Raw genomic sequence first — 20039 nt, forward strand, 5'->3', positions numbered from 1 at the left:
CAGCTTGGCAGGGGGTCCAGGTGAGTGCTTCCCGGCGTAGTGGGACCACCGACGAGCTGGGACCGGACGAACCCGAGCGGGACGGTCCGGAGGGTTCGTCGGCTGGTTCCGAGGGTTCGGCAGGCGGTTCCGATCTGCTGGCCGCGCTGCTGGACGGGATGGACGCGGCCCTGTGCGCCTTCGACGCGGACGGGGTCGTCACCCACTGGAACCGTGAGGCGGAGCGGATCCTCGGGTGGAGCGCGGCTGAGGCCGTGGGGCGGCACGGTTTCGCCGGGTGGGCGGTGCGCGAGGCCGACGCCGAGGAGGTCGAGGGGCGGCTGATGTCCGCCATGCACGCTCCGGGGCGGCAGGTGCACGAGTTCGCCCTGCTGACCAAGGACGGCGGGCGGGTTCTCGTACGGACGCAGTCGGCGGCCGTCCGCGGGCCCGACGGGAAGCCCGCCGGGGTGTACTGCGCCTTCAGTGAGGTGCATACGCAGATCGATCTGGAGCGGTCGATCGCGCTGAGCGAGGCGTTGTTCGAGGACGCGTCGTGGGGTGTCGTTCTCGTCGACGCCGATCTGCGGCCCGCGGTGGTGAACGCTCACGCGGCTCGGGCCCTGGGGATCGGCCGTACGTCCGTGCTCGGGCGGCCCCTCGGGGAGTTGCTCGCCCAGGGCGTCGAGGAGCTGGAGAGCGCGCTCACCCATGTGCTGGCGGAGGGTGCTCCGCCCGCGCCCGCCGAGATCTGGGTGAGCGTTCGGACGCCGGAGGGGGAGCGGCGGCGGTGCTGGCGGTGCGGCTTCGTACGGCTGGCCTCCCCGCTCGCGGAGGAGCCGGTGCCGTTGGGGGTGGGCTGGCTCTTCCAGGACATGACCGAGGCCAAGCAGGCGGAGCAGGAGGCCGCGCTGCTGCGGTTCCGGACCAACCAGCTGCATCGGGCCGCGCGAGCCGCCGCGGAGTGCGAGGACCCTGCGGACGCGGCGACCGTGCACCTGGACTTCGCGCTGGCCGGCTTCGCCGATCACGCGCTGATCGACCGGGTCGCGGGCGGGGCGGTGCCGGATGGGGAGGCCGCGGAGCCGGTACGACTCGTGCGGGTCGCCGTGACGCCCTCGGGCGCGCCGGGGCCGAGTCTGCTGGGCGGGGAGGCCGGGCTGCCGGTGCGGTACGCCGAGGGGCACCCGGCGTTGCAGTGTGTGGCGCGGACGGGGTCGGTGCGGGCCGACGCGGGCCGGATGCCGACCGAGCGGGCGCGTGAGTGGGCTGTGGGTCGGCAGTGGCCCGCGGACGCGGTGCACGCGCTGTGTGCGGTGCTGCGGAGCCGGGGGCGGACGGTTGGGGTCGTGACGTTTCTGCGGGGTGCGGGGCGCAGTGCGTTCGAGCGCGGCGACGCGGTGTATGCCGAGGATGTGGCGGTGCGGATCGCTTCCGCTCTGGATCTTGCGGGGGTTGTGGGGCGGGGCTAGGTGGTGCGGGGTCGCGACCGCCGCTGGTAACTGCTGGCTGCTATTGCCGGTAGAAGATCCGGTCGCCGTACTTCTCGAACACCTTGGCGTTCCAGTCGTGACCGCCGTCGACGTTGCCGGAGCGCAGGAGCGGCGGCTCGATGCCGCGGTCGGCCAGGGAGGCGGCTGCCGTGGCCATGACGGCCTGGAGGAGGGCCGCGGTGACGACCGTGGAGGCGGGGGCGAAGGGCGCCGGGATGGTGTCGAGCGTGAGTTCCGCGTCGCCGATCGCGATCTTCGAGTCGAGGACGATGTCGCAGTGGTCCTTGAGGTAGGTGCCTGAGACATGGCGGGAACTCGTCTCCGAGGCGTACGCCACCGAGGTCACGCCGATGACCCGGGCGCCCAGGGCGCGGGCCTTCATGGCCATCTCCACGGGCAGGGCGTTGCGGCCGGAGAGGGAGATGATGACGAGCGCGTCACCCTCCCGCAGGGGCGAGCTGTCCAGGACCGCGCCTGCCAGGCCGTCGACGCGTTCGAGGGCTGAGCCGAGGGTGGCGGGCATGACGTCCACGCCCACTACGCCGGGAACCGCGAGCAGGTTCATCAGGGCGAGGCCGCCCGCGCGGTAGACGACGTCCTGGGCGGCGAGGGAGGAGTGACCGGCGCCGAAGGCGAAGAGGCGGCCGCCGGCGGCGACGGTGTCGGCGAGCAGGGTGCCGGCTGCCCCGATGTTCTCCGCCTCCTCGTCGCGGGCCCGCTGGAGCAGGGCGATGGCGGCGTCGAAGAACTGGTCGGCCGGCTTGCTGTCGCTCATGCGGGGCCCTCCGGGGTGTGGGGGTGTGTTGCGGATCACCGTGCGGTCTGGACCAGTGCGGTGTCAATACGGTGCGCTGCCGGTGGCCGGGCCGGGCGCATACGCTCGTGGAACCCGCTGGTTTCAACGGCGCGGCACGGTTGTCAGTGGTATCCGGCAGAATTGAGTGCAGGGCCAGCGCACGCGCCGTGGAGCTGTCTCGCTTCCGGCTGAGCTAATCGCAGAGCTAATCGAGGGGCACGTATGTCCGGACTGATCGACACCACGGAGATGTATCTCCGCACCATCCTCGAGCTGGAGGAGGAAGGTGTGGTCCCCATGCGCGCCCGTATCGCCGAGCGGCTGGACCAGAGCGGGCCGACCGTGAGTCAGACGGTGGCGCGGATGGAGCGTGACGGGCTGGTGTCCGTGGCGACCGACCGGCATCTGGAGCTGACGGACGAGGGGCGGCGGCTGGCCACCCGCGTCATGCGCAAGCACCGACTCGCCGAGTGCCTGCTCGTCGACGTGATCGGGCTGGAGTGGGAGCAGGTGCACGCCGAGGCGTGTCGCTGGGAGCACGTGATGAGTGAGGCCGTGGAGCGGCGCGTGCTGGAGTTGCTGCGGCACCCGACCGAGTCGCCGTACGGCAATCCCATCCCCGGTCTGGAGGAGCTCGGCGAGAAGGACGGCGCCGACCCGTTCCTCGACGAGGGCATGGTCTCGCTGGCCGACCTCGACCCGGGCGTCGAGGGCAAGACGGTCGTCGTTCGGCGGATCGGTGAGCCGATCCAGACGGACGCGCAGCTGATGTACACGCTGCGTCGGGCCGGCGTGCAGCCCGGCTCGGTGGTGAGCGTGACCGAGTCGGCGGGTGGCGTGCTGGTGGGCAGCGGTGGCGAGGCGGCCGAGCTGGAGGCGGACGTCGCCTCCCATGTGTTCGTCGCCAAGCGCTGACGAGAGGTCGTCGTCGCTTGTCATGTGCGTAACTCCCGGTGAACGAGCGGGAGTTGTGGCGATTCTGGATCTCGCCCATTTCAAGATCCAGTAGGTCGAATCGCAGCGCTCCGGCGATTCGCGTGCCAGGCTGTCGCGTGAGGCATAAGGCCTGAGGCTCTGGGCCGTGATCGACAGTGATGCGTCCGGCCGGGGAGGGGGCGCGAGGATGTGCCGTGAGTGTGGAGAGGGCCCCGGCGCCACACGGCGCCGGGGCCTGTCCTCCCCTGTGCTGACCCGGAGCCCCGAGCTCCCAGGGTCATTCCCCTCGGACCGTTTTCCCCGAGCGGTCCGCCTCCCGCTGAAGATCTCCCCTCGGCGCCGGCGATCAATCCTGGAGGGGGGTCACTCGAATGAGGGGTGTTGGCCGCGACAGCCGCATTTTCGAATAAGAGTTCGATAGTCTGCGGTGACAGGTCAGGCGGAACGTGCGCTTCAGGAGTGTGCGCATAAGATCACGTCAGACACACAGGACATGCACATCGCGTCCGGGGGCATTCACGACGCGTGCGACGCAGGTGGCACGCGGTGCTCGCGTGAGCGGCGGCAGATACGGCAGGCACGACAGGTACGGCAAGCAGGACACGGTTCACAGGACCGGTCGGCTCGAGCGGTCCGAGCGGAGCTAGGGGGGTGCCACGACCAATGGTGCGGCGCATCGACGTGACCGGCGCGGGTGGCGTACGTCTCGCGGCCTGGGAGTTCGGCGACCCTCCCAAGACCGACCCCGCCAGGGACCATGAGCGCACGCCCGGTGTGCTGTTACTGCACGGCCTGATGGGCCGCGCCTCCCACTGGACGTCCACCGCCCGCTGGCTCTCCGAGCGGCACCGTGCCGTGGCGCTGGACCAGCGCGGCCACGGCCGTAGCGAAAAGCCCCCGCAGGCCTCCTTCACGCGCGAGGCGTACGTCGACGACGCCGAGGCCGCCCTCGAGCAGCTCGGCCTCGCCCCCGTCGTCCTCATCGGCCATGCCATGGGCGCGCTCACCGCCTGGCAGCTCGCCGCCAGGCGCCCCGATCTGGTGCGGGGCGTGATCATCTGCGACATGCGGGCGTCCGCGCTCGGCTCGGCCTCCCAGCGGGAGTGGGCGGACTGGTTCAGGGCCTGGCCCGTGCCCTTCGCCACGCTGGCCGACGTGCGCAGGTGGTTCGGGGAGGACGACCCCTGGGTCGAGCGGCCGAATCCCGCGCGGGGCGAGTTCTACGCCGAGGTGATGCACGAGTGCGAGGACGGGTGGCGGCCCGTTTTCGATCCGGACCAGATGCTCAGGTCCCGGGAGACGTGGGTGTTCGACGCGCACTGGGAGGAGCTTGCCCAGGTTCAGTGCCCCGCGCTGGTTGTGCGTGGGCTGGACGGTGAGTTGGGGCGGGCAGAGGCTCAGGAGATGGTGCGGGTGCTGCCTCGGGGGGAGTACGCGGAGGTGGCCGACGCGGGTCACCTCGTGCACTACGACCAGCCTGAGGGGTGGCGCGCGGCGATCGAGCCGTTCTTGGATGGGGTGCGCTCCGCGGGGGACGCCGGGCGCCTGTGAGCTCGGGGGTCTGTTCGGCTGCGGCTGCGGGTTGATGGCGATTGATCGCGCCCACTCGGCGGAGCCACATCTCGAAACAGCCCCGGGCCCCTCAGGTGCGTCGCAGCCTCGCTGCGTCATCAAGCGCCCCCGTCACCCCTTGCTCACCGCCGTAAGGATCTCCGGCAGGCGTCCTGCCGTCCTCGGGGCCGCCAGGCGTAGGCCGAGCAGGGTGATCGCCGCCCCGTACGCCGCTCCGCCCGGCAGCAGCAGCCAGGTCCAGTCGTCCCCGCCGTCGCTCACGTTGAGCCAGATCGTCACCGCGATCACGGGGGCGCACAGGAGGGCCGCCGCGATCATGCCGCCGAAGATCGAGATCCATGCGAGGCCCGTCTGGCCGGGGGCGACGTTCTTGTAGCCGTCCTGGGGGATGGAGTACGGGAAGCGGGCCGAGGTCCAGGCGCCGGTTGCCAGCATGGCGCCGAGGAGGGCGAAGGACAGTCCGAGGACCTCGGGGAGCTTGGCCCAGTCCCCGAGGAGCGCCGTCGTCAGGACGGTGACGAGGGCGGCGTAGGGGAGAGTGATCAGCAGCAGGCCCAGGGCTCGGCCGCGCAGCTCGACATAGGCGTCCCGGGTGGACGAGATCGTCATCGCGACCATCCAGAACGCGGACGTGTCCTGCCCGAACTGGTTGTACATCTGGATGCCGAGCATCCCGGCCGCGAAGCAGGCGAAGTAGATCGAGCCGGTGCCCTGCAGGGCGTTGAACAGCGGCACGATCAGGCCGATGGCGAGCGAGGTCACCCAGGCCGCCTTGGTCTTCGGGTCGCGCCAGACGTAGCGCAGGCTGCGTTCCATGACGGTGCCGGTGCGGTCGGCCGGGAGGAGGCGGGCGAGGCCCGTCGAGTTCCGTTCGCGCACGGCCAACTCCGTGACCGCCTGCAGCGTGGAGCCGTCGGGGGACGTCATCAGCCGGGTCAGGTGGCGGGACCATACGGCGATCAGCGCCACCAACGCACCTGCACTCAGGGAGAGTTGGAGGAGCCCGGTCCCGTACTCCCCCTCGCTCACCGACTGCACCGCCCCGATCGCGGACGCCGGCGGCACCCATCGCAGCACATCCGCCGCCGGATCGAGCTGGGCCAGCCCCGACGAACCCAGGCGCTGCGCCCCGAAGTTCACGACCTGCGCCCCGATCGCGATGACCAGCCCGCTCAGCACCGCCAGATCTCGTCCCTTACGACTGGTCAGCAGCCGGACGTTGGCCGTGGCGACGGCACGCGCGAGCGCCACGCACACCAACAGGGCCAATGCGACAGCGACGACAGCAACGACGTACGCCCATCCGCCCCGCGCGAGCGCGATCACCGAACCGGTGAACAGGCACAGGGTGAAAAGGGGGCCGATGCCCACGAGCGAGGCCGCGAGCAGTGCCCGCACCAGGGGCCTCGGGCGCAGCGGCAGCATCACCAGCCGGGTCGGATCGAGGGTCTCGTCGCCGCCGGGGAAGAACAGCGGCATCACGGCCCAGCCGAGCGCCAGGACGGCCACCAGGAGTACGACCACGGAGTCGGCGTGTGCGGTGCCGCGCAGCATGATCAGACCGAGGAGTTGCAGCGCCGCGAAGAGGAGGACCACGACGGCCGAGGCGATGTAGGCGGCCCGGCGGCCACCGGACTGGCGCAGGCCGTTGCGCAGCAGCGACAGCTTCAGCCGTACGACGACCGCGGTCACCTCGGCGCTCATCGGGCCCCGCCGAGCCAGTCGAGGTCGGACCCGGTGTCGCGGGCGTTCGCACCGACGAGTTCGAGGAACGCCTGCTGCAGTGAGGCCGCGTCGCCGCGGACCTCGGCGAGGGGGCCATGGGCCCGGATGCGCCCGGCGGCCATCACGGCGACCCAGTCGCACAGTGACTCGACGAGCTCCATGACGTGGGAGGAGAAGACGACGGTCGCACCGGAGGCGGTGTAGCGCTCCAGGACGCCCCGGATGGTCTGGGCGGAGACCGGGTCGACGCCTTCGAACGGCTCGTCCAGGAAAAGCACTTCGGGATTGTGCAGCAGCGCCGCCGCGAGTCCGGTCTTCTTGCGCATACCGGTCGAGTAGTCGACGACCAGCTTGTGCTGGGCCCCCGCCAGATCGAGCACGTCCAGCAGTTGGGTGGCCCGCCTGTCGACCTCGGCACCGGGGAGGCCGCGCAGCCGCCCCATGTACGCGAGCAACTCCCGCCCGGAGAGCCGCTCGAAGAGCCGAAGCCCTTCGGGCAGCACCCCGATCCGCGCCTTCACCTCGACGGGATCCCGCCAGACGTCATGCCCGACGACCTCGACGGACCCCTGATCGGGCCGGAGCAGCCCGGTCACCATGGAGAGGGTCGTGGTCTTCCCGGCCCCGTTGGGCCCGACAAGCCCGATGAACTTCCCAGCGGGCAAGTCCAGATCGATACCGGCGACAGCGACCTGCTGCCCGAACCGCTTCCAGAGCCCACGTACTCGAACAGCCGACGTCATGGACGCCAACCCTAAGGGGCGCGGGCAACTGCGCGAGCAACCACGAAGAGCCCGCAGCCGCCGGACAGCCGAACCCGGCGGATGAGAAGACGTCCGGCTACCGATCCCGCCCACACGCATACGCGAGCGGCGAGATCAACTCCTCCGCGTCCGGCAGCCACCGGTTCGCCGGCGTGGGCCGGCAGGCCCACTGCACAGCCCCCCGGGACCCGAACCGAGTCGGCGGCCCGGCGACCCACGCGCCCTCTCCGAGCGCGACCAGATCCAGCGAGCCGACTGACCAGCCCAGCTTGCGCACCAGTTCGGGCACCTTCACCGACGCCCCCGGCAGCACGAAGAAGTGCATCCGACGGTCCGGCGACAACGTCACGGGCCCCAGCGTCAACTCCATCCGCTCCATACGGGCAAGGGCGAGGAACCCGGCCGTCTCCGGGACGGAGATCGCGTCGAACGTGCGCCCCGTCGGCAGCAGGATCGAAGCGTTCGGCTGCTTCTGCCACATCCGGCGGGCGACCGTCGCGCTCCCGGTCGCCTGCGTCGCCCAGTCCGGGCGTGCGGGGTGCGCGCCGGGCGCGGGGCATGCGGTGTCGCCGCAGGAGCAGAGCTGCACGCCGTCCGTGGCTTCCAGCCAGGTCCCGGGGAACACGTCCCAGTGACGCTCCTCGGCGTAGCGAACGGCGGTCTCCAGCAGCGTTTCGCCGCGCTGCTTCGGAATCTGTGCGGCTTCGGTGGCCGGGATCGTCTCTTCCACGCCCAACACAACTCCCGCACCCACCTGTAGTTACGGGGGTCCAGACCCTGCCGCCAATCTCCCGCCGTCTCTGAGGCGTCTGGCACGCGCTCCCCAACTGCCTCAAGGGCGTGGGGGGACCTCCAGCCGCGTTGTCGTCGGTCTCCGACGCTGCGTGCCGACTCCCTCCTCCGCCTTGCAGTTGCACGCACCAGACGCCGCAGGGCCCGCCCTTCGGGCGGACGACGGGAGATTGGCGGCAGGGTCTGCGCGCGGGGGAGGAGCATTGATTCCTCATCTGGGGCGCATGGGTGCACGTGTGGGGGCGCGCGGGAGGATCCGTGGCCGGAGCTGGGTAGCCCACTGTGGGGTCGGCTTCCGCCTTTACCCCGGCAATCCTCACAAGCCTCGCATTTTCGCTATGCCGACGGGGCATTGATCTTCACGGCCGGAATTTTGCGGTGCACAGCCAGTGCCCCGGGCCGGATTCGGTGGTGGAAGACACATCAACTCGGTGCGTGGGCAGGCACCGCAGCCACAGGGGGTACGCCATGGCCGCAAGGCCTCTCGTCGCGCGACAGCCGAACGAACGGCTGCAGGCGCTCATCCAGGAAGCGGGCTGCTCGAACGCCGGGCTGGCCCGCCGGGTCAACATGTGCGGTGCAGAGCACGGCCTCGATCTGCGCTACGACAAGACGTCCGTGGCCCGTTGGCTGCGCGGACAGCAGCCGCGGGGACGGGCGCCGGCGATCATCGCGGAGGCGCTCGGCCGCAAGCTGGGCCGCACGGTCACGATCGACGAGATCGGCATGGCCAACGGCAAGAATCTCGCGTCCGGCGTCGGTCTCCAGTTCTCGCCGACGGTACTGGGAGCCATCGAGCAGGTCTGCGAGCTGTGGCGCAGCGACGTCGGGCGCCGGGACTTCCTGTCCGGCTCGTCCGTCGCCGCGTCCGCTCTGGTCGAGCCCAGCCGGGACTGGCTGATCTCGTCGCCCGACTCGCAGGTGGCGCGCTCGGCGGGGCCGCGGGTGGGTCAGTCCGACGTGCAGGCCGTGCGCGCGATGACGCAGGCGCTCGTGGACCTTGATCACCAGTACGGCAGCGGGCATGTGCGCCCGGTCGTCGTGCACTACCTGAACAGTGTCGTCTCCGGGCTGCTGGCCGGGTCGTACCGGGAGGCGGTCGGGCGGGAACTCTTCGCCGCCGTCGCGCGGTTGACCGAGCTCGCCGGGTACATGGCGATCGACACCGGGCAGCCGGGGCTAGCCCAGCGGTACTACATCCAGGCGCTGCGGCTGGCGCAGGCGGCGGGCGACCGGGGGTACGGCGGGTATGTGCTGGCCGCCTCCATGAGCCACCTCGCCGCGCAGCTGGGGAACCCGCGTGAGATCTCGCAGCTGGCGAGGGCGGCGCAGGAGGGGGCGCGGGGGCGCGTGACGCCACGCGCGGAGTCGATGTTCTACGCGGCCGAGGCGCGAGGGCATGCGCTGATGGGCGATCCACGGGCCGCCCAGGTGGCGTCGGGACGTGCCGTGACCGCGCTGGAGACGGCGGATCCGGAGTCCGGGGACGACCCGGCGTGGATCGCGCACTTCGACGAGGCCTATCTCGCCGACGAGTTGGCGCACTGCCACCGCGACCTCGGCCAGGCCGAGGCGGCGGCGCGGCGTGCCGAGGAGTCGCTGGCCGGCCTCCCGGAGACGAAGGCGCGGCGCAGGGCGATCGGCTATGTGCTGCTCGCCACAGCGCAGGTGCAGCAGCGCGAGGTCGAGCAGGCCTGTCACACCGGTCTGAAGGCCGTGGAGCTGCTGGGGACCCTGCGCTCCAACCGGGGCGCCGAGTATCTGGAGGACTTCCAGCAGCGCCTGGAGCCGTACCGGGACGAGCCGGTGGTCAGGGAGTTCGGGGCGCGGCTGGACCTTCCGGCGGCGGCGTGAAACCACGGGGCACCAGGGCATGAACGGCAGGGAAACGAAGGCGTCGGTGACGAAAGGGGGACGTATATAGCGGATGGGGGCCCGGAATTGTTACCGCGGTCACAGGGACCCAGGTCACGTCCTGGGCGGCGTGGCACCCGGCTCGGCGGAGCCGGTAGCGTGACCCGACGATTCACAAGGTCCCCCATTAGTAGGAGTCCCGGTGACGCAGAGTGGACGGGGCGAGGAGCCCTCGGCGCGGCCCGCGCGCGAAGGCATCGTGCTGCCCTCAGACGGTGGTGAGCCGCTGTTGCCGGGTATGACGGGCGCGCAGGCCGGCCGGCCGACGTCGGTACCGGCCACGCCGCCGACCGCACCCCCGCCCTCGGCGCCGCCCGGCGGCCAGGCCTGGGGCACGCCCTGGGGGCCCGACCAGAACCAGCACCCGGCCCCGCCGCCGGCCGCGCCGGGCCAGGCCTGGGGCACCCCGCCCGACCAGTCCTGGGGCGGGCAGGAACAGCAGTACCAGTCGCCGCAGGAGTGGGGCGCTGCGCCGGATGCCTCGGGGAGCGTGCAGGGCGCGCCGTCGTACGGCCATGGCGACCCGGCCGGATCGCAGCCGCCCGCGCCGCAGCAGCCGTACGGGCACGGCGATCCGTCGTCGATGCCGCTGCCGCCCGCGGGTGGTCAGGGGTACGCGAGCGCGCCGCTGCCGCCAGAGGGACAGCACGGCACGCACGGGGCGCTGCCGCCCGCCGGCGGGCAGGCGTACGGCGCTCCCGGCCAGGGCGGTGCTCTGCCGTCAGCCGGGCACGGTGACCCGGGCGCGCAGTACGGAGCCCAGGGCTCCGGCGCGCCCTACCCGCAGGCCGGTTCGGGCGGCTACGGGGCGCCGATGCCTCCGGCCGACGAGGGCGCCACTCAGTACATACCGCCGGTCGCCGCCGCCCCTGGGGGCGCGGACGACCAGGCCACCCGTTACATACCGCCCGCCGCCGACGAAGGGGCGACGCAGTACATCCCGCCGGTGGGGCCCGGGGCGTTGCCGCCCGAGGCGCCCAGCGAGCACACGCAGGTCCTGGGGCGGGTCCGGCAGGGCGGCGGTCCTCAGGGCGGCGCCGGGCCGATGCCGGCCGCTGCCGGGAGCGATGCCGACGCCACGCAGTTCATCCCGCCGGTGACGGGTCAGCCGGGCGGGGCGCCGCAGGCGGGGCAGGGCCGGCAGCCGCTGTCCGACTTCGACAACCTCTTCCGCAGCGAGCCGGGCGGTGCGGCCCCGGCCGGTGCCACCCAGCAGATGCCGCGCATCCAGCAGCACCAGGGGCAGCCGCAGGGCCGGCACGAGTCGGGGTACTTCCCGCCCGGCCCGTCCGGCCCGGGCACCGACGACGTCGGCCGCGGAGGCCGCGGAAGCGGCCGATCCAAGGTGCCGCTCATCGCGGCCGTCGGTATCGGGATCGCCGTCCTCGGCATCGGCGCGGGCGCGATGCTCGCCGGTGGGGGCGGGGACGACCCGAAGGGCGACGACAACAAGCCCGTCTCCGCCACGGCCCCGGCGACCGAGGGCTCGGCGTCGCCGTCCGCCGATCCGGCCGAGCAGCAGGCGATCGCCCTGGACAAGCTGCTGGCCGACAGCGGCGACAGCCGCACCACCGTGATCAACGCGGTGGCCGCCGTGAAGTCCTGCGGCGACCTCACCCAGGCCGCCACCGACCTGCGGGGCGCGGCCAAGCAGCGCAACCAGCTGGTCACCGACCTGTCCAAGCTCGCCGTCGACCAGCTCCCGAGCCACACCGAGCTGACCACCGCGCTGAACAAGGCGTGGCAGGCGTCGGCGTCCGCCGACAACCACTACGCGGCGTGGGCGGACCAGGTGGCGGCCAAGAAGGGGCAGCTCTGCAAGAAGGGCCAGGCACGTTCCACCGGGCAGACCCAGGCCGGCAACCGCGCGAGCGGCACCGCCAGCACGGAGAAGAAGACGGCCGCGCAGCTGTGGAACACCATCGCCAAGAAGTACGGCCTGACCGAGCGCCAGCCCACCCAGCTGTAGTACGGGGCGGGGCCGACGACCGCCCGGAAGGGCCGGGCGGTCAGTTCACGTCGGCGTTCTGCAGCGTGCTCGTCACGTCGATGAAGCCCTTGCGGGCCGCCACCAGCTGACCGTCCCGCACGACCTGGAGGGTCACCTTGCGGTTGACCAGACGGGGATAGCCGACGGTGGCGAGGACGTCCTGGAACTTCCACTGCAGGGCCGGTGTGAGCCCGCCCGTGGAGACCTTCAGGCCCTTGTTCAGCGCCCCTCGTACGGAGTTGGCGGTGACCTCGCCGTCGCCCAGCGACTCGACGACCTTCTTGAACACGGTGTAGGCGATCCAGGTGGTCTGCACTCCGGCGTCCGCGGGGTCGATGCGGTTGTCGCCGAAGGCCTGCTCGCTGATCACCTTCTTCATCGCGTCCCACCGCGGGTCGCTCGTGACCGGGTACCAGCCGGAGATGTACGAACCGTCGTACACCGACGCCCCGCCGGTCGTGTTGATCACGGTCTGGTCGACGCTGCCGAGGACGGTCGCGGTGCGCACGTCGCGGTAGTCCTCGCGCGAGCGCCGGAAGGAGTCCATGAAGGTGCTGGTGCGGTCGCCGAGTGCGGGCACCACGCAGCCCTTCTCCGTAAGGTCGGTGGTGGTGTACTCCAGCGCCCGCTCCGACTGGGTGCCGTACTCGGTGGCGTCCTCCGCGGCCAGCTGGTCGGCAGAGGACGAGTGCCTGCCCGCCCTGAGGCCGGAGTCGAGCAGCGGCGGCAGCTCGTCGCCCGCGATGCTGTCGGGGCGGACCAGGGCCACGGGGCCGCACGAGCGGGCCAGTTCCCTGCCGAGGCCCGCCAGGAGGGTGGGCTGGCCGCCGTTGACGGGGTAGGACAGCGGGCTGGTGAACTCGGCGTTGGTGACGCCGTAGCCGCCTATGTACGGAATTCCGGCGCTCTCCAGCGAGGGGAGGAAGGTCTCGCCGAACTGGCTGTAGGAGCCGATGACCGCGACGGCGTTCTCCTCGACCGCACGGTCCGCGCACCGGGCCGCGGCCACGCTGTCATTGCGGTCGTTGCAGGTGAGGACCTCGAGCTTGCGACCGCCGAGACCGCCGTGGGCGTTGACCCAGCGGGCGTACGCCTGCGCGAAGGCGGGCATGCCGGGCTTGTTGGTCGCCTTGGTGTCTTCCGGTGCCCAGGTCATGACGGTGATCGTGTCGTCCCCGGAGCCCCCCGTGGCACCGGGGATGACCCCGCATCCGACGGCCAGCGACGCACACGCCACCACGGCTGCCGCCGAGCGAGCGGCTGCTCTGACGGGCCGGTCGGTGATCGTGGGGAGGAGCGTGCTGCGGGTGCGTCGCCTGCCGGTCATGGTCACGCACGATTCCGCCACACAACGAACCCAGGCATCACCCTCGGTTATGCAAGGGTGACCGGGAGGTGAATTACGGGGGTCGGTGAGGACGCCGTGGAGGAGAACGTACGATCGATGACCGTGCAAGGTTCGGATAGCTCTTCCCGTCGCGCCCGTCGCTCCTCCACCATGGGCGGCATGCCACTCAACGACATGCCGTGGTGGCGCTGGCGCAGCAATGTGCGCTCCGCGCTGCACATGCTCTCCGACCAGACGTTCCAGCGGGACGTCTGGCTGGCCGGTGTCGAGGGGTACGGCGACGTCACCGACGCCGTGTACCGCCTTGTCGAGGACACCTGGCTGGACAACTGGTCCGCCGAGAAGTACGTCGGCACGATCTTCCGGGACTCGCAGGAGGCGGCGCTCGTCGACACCGCCGTGCTGCGCGTGCTGCGGATCATGCACCAGGTCGGCCCGGACGCGGCGGTCTCCGCTTACGTCGAGAACCAGGGGTGGCCGGAGGCGGTGCGGGCGGCGCGGGACGCGCATGTCCGGATGGCCATGGCCGACGGCGAGGACCCGGACGCCCCGCCGCGCACCCTCGAGGTGCTGCGGATCATGACGCGCTCCGCGTGAGCGGTCCGCGCAGGTCCGCTGAACGGGACGACTGCCCGCCGAGGGCGGCGGATATGGGACCCTGTGCTGCATGAACCAGCAGTCCACCCGAGCCGCGGTCCCCGCCGACCAGTACGTCCTCATCCTGTCCTGCCCCGACAAGCAGGGCATCGTGCACGCCGTGTCGAGCTACCTCTTCATGACCGGCTGCAACATCGAGGACAGCCAGCAGTTCGGTGACCACGACACGGGACTGTTCTTCATGCGCGTCCACTTCTCGGCGGATGCGCCGGTGACGGTGGACAAGCTGCGGGCGAGCTTCGCGGCGATCGGGGACTCCTTCCAGATGGACTGGCAGATCCATCGGGCCGAGGAGCAGATGCGGGTCGTGCTGATGGTCAGCAAGTTCGGGCACTGCCTGAACGACCTGCTGTTCCGGGCGCGGATCGGCGCACTGCCGGTGGAGATCGCCGCCGTGGTGTCCAACCACACCGACTTCGCGGAGCTGGTGGGTTCGTACGACATCCCCTTCCACCACATCCCGGTGACGAAGGACAACAAGTCCGAGGCCGAGGCGCAGCTGCTGGAGATCGTGCGCGAGGAGGGCGTGGAGCTGGTCGTGCTGGCCCGCTACATGCAGGTCCTCTCGGACGACCTGTGCAAGCAGCTGAGCGGGCGGATCATCAACATCCACCACTCCTTCCTGCCGAGCTTCAAGGGCGCGAAGCCGTATCACCAGGCTCACGCCAGGGGTGTCAAGCTGATCGGCGCCACGGCTCACTACGTCACCGCCGATCTCGACGAGGGGCCGATCATCGAGCAGGAGGTCGAGCGGGTGGGGCATGACGTCACGCCGGACCAGCTCGTGGCGATCGGGCGCGATGTGGAGTGCCAGGCGCTTGCTCGGGCCGTGAAGTGGCATGCCGAGCGGAGGATTCTGCTGAACGGGCGGCGGACGGTCGTGTTCGCCTAATAGCTCGGGGGTAGCTGTTTCGTCGGCGGCTGCGGGTGGTTCGTGGTTGGTCGCGCAGTTCCCCGCGCCCCTGGGGCACGTGCACTGGACGCGCCTTCAGGGGCGCGGGGAACTGCGCGACCAGCCCCCACTCACCCGCAGCCGCCGACGAAACCGCAACCGCCCTTTACATCCGGCTCAAGCTCGCCGCAGCGAACAGCACATCCCTGATCGCCTCCCGGTCACCGACCTGCCCAGCCGCCGCTTCCGCCGGAGGCACATGTCCCGCGGCCAGCCGGCAGAACTCCGCGCCGTCCAGGGCCACATGCGCCACCTCGTGCTCGGCGGAGCCCACCGCCGCCGGGGAGTCCAGCGGAATCAGCCACTCCCCACCGCCGGAGCCCTCGATCTCCAGGCGCAGGCTCCGGCCGGGCTCTCCCGCGGGGACGAGATGGCGGTGCCGGTCGGCAGGCGGCGCCGCAAACCCCGCCCGCCGCCGCGCGGCCAGCACCGTGGGCAGCATCCGGGCCGCCAGGTCGACCATGTGGTGCAGATCGCGGCCGACCGGAGTCTCGTACGGATAGTCCACCGCGTCGGCGATGTCCTCCGCGTGCACCCAGCACTCGAAGGCGCGGTCCAGCATCGCGTCGCGCAGCGGGAGCTCGAAGTCGCCGTAGGCCACGGACAGTTTGCCCGTGCCGCCGCCCGCGAAGGACACCGTGCGGACCAGGGCGTGGGTCTGTTCGCGCCAAGGTGCCCGCACGGCGCGGGTCGGCGGGAAGTGCGAGGCCCGCCAGTACGCCTCCGTGCGCCCGGACGGGGTCGGCCGGTCCGCGGCGACGTCACCCATCGGGTCCTGCAGGCCCAGCGCGAGCGCCACCAGCCCGTCGACCGTCAGCAGATGCGCGATGACGCCGGCGACGGTCGTACGGCGGCTCGTCGGCTCGTCCTTCTCGAACCACCGCAGCCGCACCGGCGCGTGCCACTCGGCGTCCCCGAAGTCCTGCAGCAGGGCGTCGAGGCGGGCCGTCTCGGCGTCGTACGGCGATGCCCACTCGGGCACCGGGATGCGCGGCGGGCGGCGCTCCAGGCAGCCCTGCAGGACGCGGTTGCGCAGGGCCGGGTCCAGGTCGAGGCTCTCGGCGGGGTGCAGCAGGCCCACGGCCTCGCGCAGCCGCCGGGCCTCGTCCGCGCAGGACCCGCAGTCGCCGAGGTGTTCCTCCACGGCCGCCGTCTCCTCCGGCGAGCAGGCGGCCAGCGCCCACGCGCCGAGGAGCGCCTTCAGGACGCGGTGCTCGAGGGCGAGCGGGGCCGGGCGGGGCGTGGGGTCGCCGAGGTCCTCTAGGGCGGGCAGGGGGCGTCCCGTGTCCTCGACGGAGGCGCGGGGGAGCGGTATGCGGGGCGGCTGGTCGGGGGCCGGCTGCGGGGCGGGGTGCCGGTCGTCGCCGTTGCCGCTGTTCATGCCGCCGGCTCCGCCGGTGACCTCTCGGGAGCCGTTCTCCTCCTGGTGCTTTTCATGATCCTTGTCCGGGGTGGGGTCGGGGGAGGAGCTGTCGTGCGCCTCGTTCACACCGCACCCCCGTATCCCGGCGGCGCCCCGGGGGCGCCTCCCGCGTCGTGGGCGGTGGACAGCAGTTGCAGGCCCAGGCGCAGGCGGCGGCGGGCCTCGTCCTCGGTGACGCCGAGGTCGGCGGCGGTCTGGCGGTAGTCGCGGCGCTGGAAGTAGGCCAGCTCCAGGGCGGCGCGCAGCGGGACGGGCATGGCCTGGACGATGTAGTCGGCGCGGGCGGCGACCGAGGCGTGCCGCACCTTGCGCTCCAGCTCGTCGGTGGAGCCCCGGCCGGCCTGGACGAGTGCGGCGGTCTCGGTGGCGCGCAGCCGCTGCACGGCCAGGCGGTGGGTCAGCGCGGCGACCCAGGAACGCAGCGGGCCCTGCTTGGGGTCATAGCTGTCCGGGTGCTCCCAGACGTGGACGAAGACATCCCTGGTGATGTGGTCGGCGGCGCGCTCGTCGCCCAGCACGGTGTGGGCGAGGCCGTGCACCAGTGAGGCGAACCGGTCGTAGAGCTCGCCGAGGGCGGCCGCCTCGCCGCGCGACAGGCGCTGCTGCATCTTTCGGTCCCAGCGGGGCGGTGCGTCCTTCTTCGCCATCAGGCCCCCCTCAGCGGTCCGCCCCGTCCAGCGTGCGTCCTTCGTCTCCCCGAATGTAGTCGGCACGTCTGACAGCGCACGCCCCTTTGTCGCAATGTGCGCCCCTTGAACAGTCATGGCTGGTGACGTACCTCGCACTCGTGATAGAGGAACTCGCGCCCGGGCCTCGCACTCGCTCGGCTACCCGACCATCGTGCGATCAGACTCGATCGAACAGGATCGAATGCGATTGAAACAAGCCTTTTCTGATCGGTGACCGTTTTCTGGACGGTGTTTCAGGGAACAGCCGCTGGGCAGCCGCGCTGCAAGGAAGCGTAGGTATCGCTTCCGGTTCGGCGAGCGAGGGGCGTGGTGGTGACGTTGAAAGTGACCGGCGGCGAGCGAGGCGACTGGGCTGTGCTCCAGGTGTCGGGCGAGCTGGATCTGGTGACCTCGCCGGTGATGCGTCAGCACATCCATGACGTGGTGGCCGAGGGGCGCCACAGTCTCGTCCTGGACCTCTCCGAGGTCCTGTTCTGCGACTCCAGCGGCGTCGGCGTGCTCATCGCCTCCCGTCGGCTGATCCGCTCCTGCCAGGGCAGCCTGCGGCTGATACTCCCGGCGCAGGGCGCGGTGGACGGCTCGCACGTGAACCGCGTGCTGGGCGCGCTGGGTGTACGAAGGCTCTTCGAGGTGTACCCGGACGTTGCGGCGGCGGTCGCGGACGACGCCCGGCCGCTGTCGGCCTGAACAGCCCCGGTTCCCCCGGGCCGGTCTCCCGGAAGCCCCGGAAGTGCCACACCGTTGTCCCAAAATTCCCCCGGTCTTGGCACAACCGCCGCTTTCCGGCGCCCGGACCGCCCCCGGCGTCGTACGCTCCGTGGCAGATGCACCCCACATGACGTAAGGCGGCCCGATAAGACATGGTCAGCAGCGAGTACGAGCGCAGGATCGCGGCCCGCTTCGCCGGCTTCGACCAGGACGGCAACGGCTACATCGACCGCGAGGACTTCAACGCGGCAGCCAAGGCCGTGCTCGCCGAGTTCGACACCGCCGCCCGCTCCGACAAGGGGCAGGCGCTGTACATCGGTGCCGAGGCGTTCTGGCAGGGCATGGCAGGTATCGCGGACCGGGACGGTGACCAGCGCATCACCCGCGAGGAGTTCGTGAACGGCGCGGTCAAGCGGCTGCGCGACAACCCGGACCGGTTCGCCGAGATCGCCCGCCCCTTCCTGCACGCCGCCCTCGCCGTGGCCGACCCCGACGGCGACGGATCCGCCACCGTCACCGACACCGCGCGGGTGCTCGGCTGCCTCGGTGTGGCGCAGGACGTCGCCCGGGCGGCCGCCGCCACGCTCGACACGGACGGCGACGGCAAGGTGACCGAGGACGAGACCGTCACCGCGTTCGCCCGCTACTTCACCGTTCCCGAGTGACCTCTAGACGGGCTGCGAGAAGCGCTCCCTGAGCTTGTACTTGAGCACCTTGCGCAGGGTCTCGTTGCGCGGAAGGGCGTCCACCACCTCCAGCTGCTCCGGCAGCTTGTGCGTCGACAGCCCTTCCCCGCGCAGATACGACGTCAGCGCCTCCAGGGTCAGCTCGTCCGCGCCGGGCGGCTGTTCCACGACCGCGCACACCCGCTCCCCGCGCGCGGCGTCCGGGAGCCCGATGACCGCCACGTCCCCGACCGCGGGATGCCGGTGCAGCAGGTCCTCGATCTCCTTCGCCGAGATGTTCTCGCCCTTGCGGATGATCACGTCCTTGAGGCGGCCGGTCAGCACCAGATGCCCGCTGTCCGTCAGACGTCCGAGGTCACCGGTCCGCAGGAACCCCTCCTCGTCGAAGGCCGCCGCCGTCTGTGCCGGGTCAAGGTAGCCCCGGCACACCGCCTCCCCGCGCAGCCGCACCTCGCCGTCCACGATCCGTATCTCCATCTCCCGCGGCGGGCGCCCCTCCGTCGTCGCCAGCTTCTCCGCCGTGTCGTCCGGCGCGCCCATCGTGATCATCGGCACCTCGGTCATGCCGTACCCGTGGGTGAGCTGCACCCCCATCTCGCGCACCACGGCGTGATACAGCTCCGGCGGCTTCGGCGCCCCGCCGCCCGCCAGCAACCGCAGTGAGGGGACGGCCTTCTCGCCGGCCGGAAGCTTGCGCTGCTCCGCCAGGAACATCGAGTAGAACGCCGTGGACCCGCCCGCGAACGTCACCCCGTGCCGGCGGTACCCCTCCAGCGCGTCCGGCAGCGCGAACTGCTCGAACATCACCGCGGGGAAGCCGTACAGCAGCAGCATCACCATGTAGTCCGGTCCGCCGATATGGGCGTACGGGAAGGCGATCGAGCCGACGTCGGCGGGCGTGGGACGCAGGGCGTGCGCCAGACAGGAGCCACCCGCGATCAGTGAGCGGTCGGTGTGCAGGACGCCCTTGGGGTCGGACGTCGTCCCCGAGGTCCAGTAGATCCAGCGCACCGAGGTGCCCTCGGCGGGCGGCGGGGGCAGGACCGACGGATCGCCGTCGGGGAGGGTGTCGTAGGCCTCGAAGATCCCCTTCGCGCCCAGCCGCCGTGCCATCTCCGTGTGGTCGAAGCCCCGCCACTCGCCCGGCACCGCGAAGAACTCCGCCTTCGACTCCCGCAGCGCGAAGCCCACTTCGCGGTCCCGGTAGAACGGAATGACCGGCGACTGCACGGCACCGAGGCGCGCCAGCGCGAAGGACAGCAGGGCCGTCTCGATACGGGTGGGCAGCTGCCAGGCGACGACCGTGCCGGGGCGTACGCCCATGTCGTACAGGCCGGCCGCCACGCGTTCGGCACGCGCGCGCAGGGCGCCGAAGGACAGCGAGCGGTCCTCCTGAAGGAGGACGGGGCGGTCGGGGGTGCGGTCGGCGCGGCCGGTGGCCAGGTCCCAGAGGGTGCGCGAGGAACTCAGGACGTGCGCGGTGTCGTTCATGACAACCCCCTGCGTCAGCTGACGGTCAGTCAGATCGTGGGCAGAGCGTAGGGCTCACCGCCTTGTCGGTCCAGAGGTGCGGGTCTAGCCTTCGGGTGGCAACCAAATCTGACGCAACGTCAGG

General features: G+C 71.5%; 17 protein-coding genes. 9 read left to right on the forward strand and 8 right to left on the reverse strand.

Features of this window, described 5'->3' with window-relative positions; all coding sequences use genetic code 11:
• The first annotated feature begins 20 nt into the window (after positions 1-20).
• Positions 21-1451, forward strand: a complete 1431-nt coding sequence (locus ACFY5C_RS16925; RefSeq protein ID WP_389445000.1) for a PAS domain-containing protein — start codon at positions 21-23, stop codon at positions 1449-1451.
• A 40-nt stretch (positions 1452-1491) separates the two neighbouring features.
• Here the strand turns inward: ACFY5C_RS16925 and ACFY5C_RS16930 are convergent, their stop codons facing one another.
• On the reverse strand, positions 1492-2247 hold the full coding sequence (locus ACFY5C_RS16930; RefSeq protein ID WP_389445002.1) for an SIS domain-containing protein: 756 nt from the start codon (positions 2245-2247) through the stop codon (positions 1492-1494).
• A 243-nt stretch (positions 2248-2490) separates the two neighbouring features.
• Here ACFY5C_RS16930 and ACFY5C_RS16935 point away from each other — a divergent pair, with 243 nt between their 5' ends.
• Entirely contained in the window at positions 2491-3183 is a 693-nt protein-coding gene (locus ACFY5C_RS16935) for a metal-dependent transcriptional regulator (RefSeq protein ID WP_062703554.1), read from the forward strand.
• Positions 3184-3867: 684 nt separating this feature from the next.
• Positions 3868-4755, forward strand: coding sequence for an alpha/beta fold hydrolase (locus tag ACFY5C_RS16940; RefSeq protein WP_389445450.1), 888 nt, complete (start codon positions 3868-3870; stop codon positions 4753-4755).
• Positions 4756-4887: 132 nt separating this feature from the next.
• On the opposite strand, the gene ACFY5C_RS16945 is transcribed toward ACFY5C_RS16940, so the two are convergent.
• From ACFY5C_RS16945 to ACFY5C_RS16955, 3 genes are all read right to left on the reverse strand, one after another.
• Positions 4888-6480: a transporter gene (locus tag ACFY5C_RS16945; RefSeq protein WP_389445004.1), complete on the reverse strand. Its 1593-nt coding sequence runs from the start codon at positions 6478-6480 to the stop codon at positions 4888-4890.
• Entirely contained in the window at positions 6477-7244 is a 768-nt protein-coding gene (locus ACFY5C_RS16950) for an ABC transporter ATP-binding protein (protein WP_389445006.1), read from the reverse strand. Before ACFY5C_RS16950 ends, ACFY5C_RS16945 begins: the two co-directional genes overlap by 4 nt.
• Before the next feature lie 97 nt (positions 7245-7341).
• The gene (locus tag ACFY5C_RS16955) at positions 7342-8004 is read right to left on the reverse strand and encodes a bifunctional DNA primase/polymerase (protein ID WP_389445008.1); all 663 of its coding nucleotides are present in this window, start codon (positions 8002-8004) and stop codon (positions 7342-7344) included.
• Between the two features lie 521 nt (positions 8005-8525).
• On the opposite strand from ACFY5C_RS16955, the gene ACFY5C_RS16960 reads away from it, so the two are divergent.
• Both ACFY5C_RS16960 and ACFY5C_RS16965 read left to right on the forward strand, forming a co-directional pair.
• Complete coding sequence (locus ACFY5C_RS16960; RefSeq protein ID WP_389445010.1) at positions 8526-9911, forward strand: transcriptional regulator; 1386 nt, start codon at positions 8526-8528, stop codon at positions 9909-9911.
• Between the two features lie 202 nt (positions 9912-10113).
• On the forward strand, positions 10114-11940 hold the full coding sequence (locus tag ACFY5C_RS16965) for a hypothetical protein (RefSeq protein ID WP_389445012.1): 1827 nt from the start codon (positions 10114-10116) through the stop codon (positions 11938-11940).
• A gap of 40 nt (positions 11941-11980) precedes the next feature.
• Here the strand turns inward: ACFY5C_RS16965 and ACFY5C_RS16970 are convergent, their stop codons facing one another.
• The gene (locus tag ACFY5C_RS16970; protein ID WP_389445014.1) at positions 11981-13288 is read right to left on the reverse strand and encodes an ABC transporter substrate-binding protein; all 1308 of its coding nucleotides are present in this window, start codon (positions 13286-13288) and stop codon (positions 11981-11983) included.
• A gap of 117 nt (positions 13289-13405) precedes the next feature.
• Between ACFY5C_RS16970 and ACFY5C_RS16975 the strand changes: the two genes are divergently transcribed.
• Together ACFY5C_RS16975 and purU are read left to right on the forward strand one after the other, a co-directional pair.
• Positions 13406-13906 carry a hypothetical protein gene (locus tag ACFY5C_RS16975; RefSeq protein ID WP_389445015.1) on the forward strand — a complete coding sequence of 167 codons (501 nt, stop codon included), beginning with the start codon at positions 13406-13408 and terminating at the stop codon, positions 13904-13906.
• A 70-nt stretch (positions 13907-13976) separates the two neighbouring features.
• Positions 13977-14858 (forward strand): formyltetrahydrofolate deformylase, encoded by an 882-nt coding sequence (gene purU / locus ACFY5C_RS16980; RefSeq protein WP_389445016.1) that lies wholly within the window; start codon positions 13977-13979, stop codon positions 14856-14858.
• Between the two features lie 166 nt (positions 14859-15024).
• Here purU and ACFY5C_RS16985 read toward each other — a convergent pair whose 3' ends face one another.
• The gene (locus ACFY5C_RS16985; protein WP_389445451.1) at positions 15025-16299 is read right to left on the reverse strand and encodes a zf-HC2 domain-containing protein; all 1275 of its coding nucleotides are present in this window, start codon (positions 16297-16299) and stop codon (positions 15025-15027) included.
• A gap of 104 nt (positions 16300-16403) precedes the next feature.
• The gene (locus ACFY5C_RS16990) at positions 16404-16988 is read right to left on the reverse strand and encodes a sigma-70 family RNA polymerase sigma factor (RefSeq protein WP_389445017.1); all 585 of its coding nucleotides are present in this window, start codon (positions 16986-16988) and stop codon (positions 16404-16406) included.
• Positions 16989-17336: 348 nt separating this feature from the next.
• Between ACFY5C_RS16990 and ACFY5C_RS16995 the strand changes: the two genes are divergently transcribed.
• Both ACFY5C_RS16995 and ACFY5C_RS17000 read left to right on the forward strand, forming a co-directional pair.
• Positions 17337-17717: an STAS domain-containing protein gene (locus ACFY5C_RS16995; protein ID WP_362387936.1), complete on the forward strand. Its 381-nt coding sequence runs from the start codon at positions 17337-17339 to the stop codon at positions 17715-17717.
• Between the two features lie 173 nt (positions 17718-17890).
• On the forward strand, positions 17891-18403 hold the full coding sequence (locus ACFY5C_RS17000; protein WP_389445018.1) for an EF-hand domain-containing protein: 513 nt from the start codon (positions 17891-17893) through the stop codon (positions 18401-18403).
• A gap of 3 nt (positions 18404-18406) precedes the next feature.
• Here the strand turns inward: ACFY5C_RS17000 and ACFY5C_RS17005 are convergent, their stop codons facing one another.
• A complete protein-coding gene (locus ACFY5C_RS17005; protein WP_389445020.1) occupies positions 18407-19915 on the reverse strand; it encodes a class I adenylate-forming enzyme family protein in 1509 nt (502 codons plus the stop codon).
• Positions 19916-20039: the final 124 nt, after the last annotated feature.

Source organism: Streptomyces sp. NPDC012935, from assembly GCF_042900345.1.
Lineage (GTDB): Bacteria > Actinomycetota > Actinomycetes > Streptomycetales > Streptomycetaceae > Streptomyces.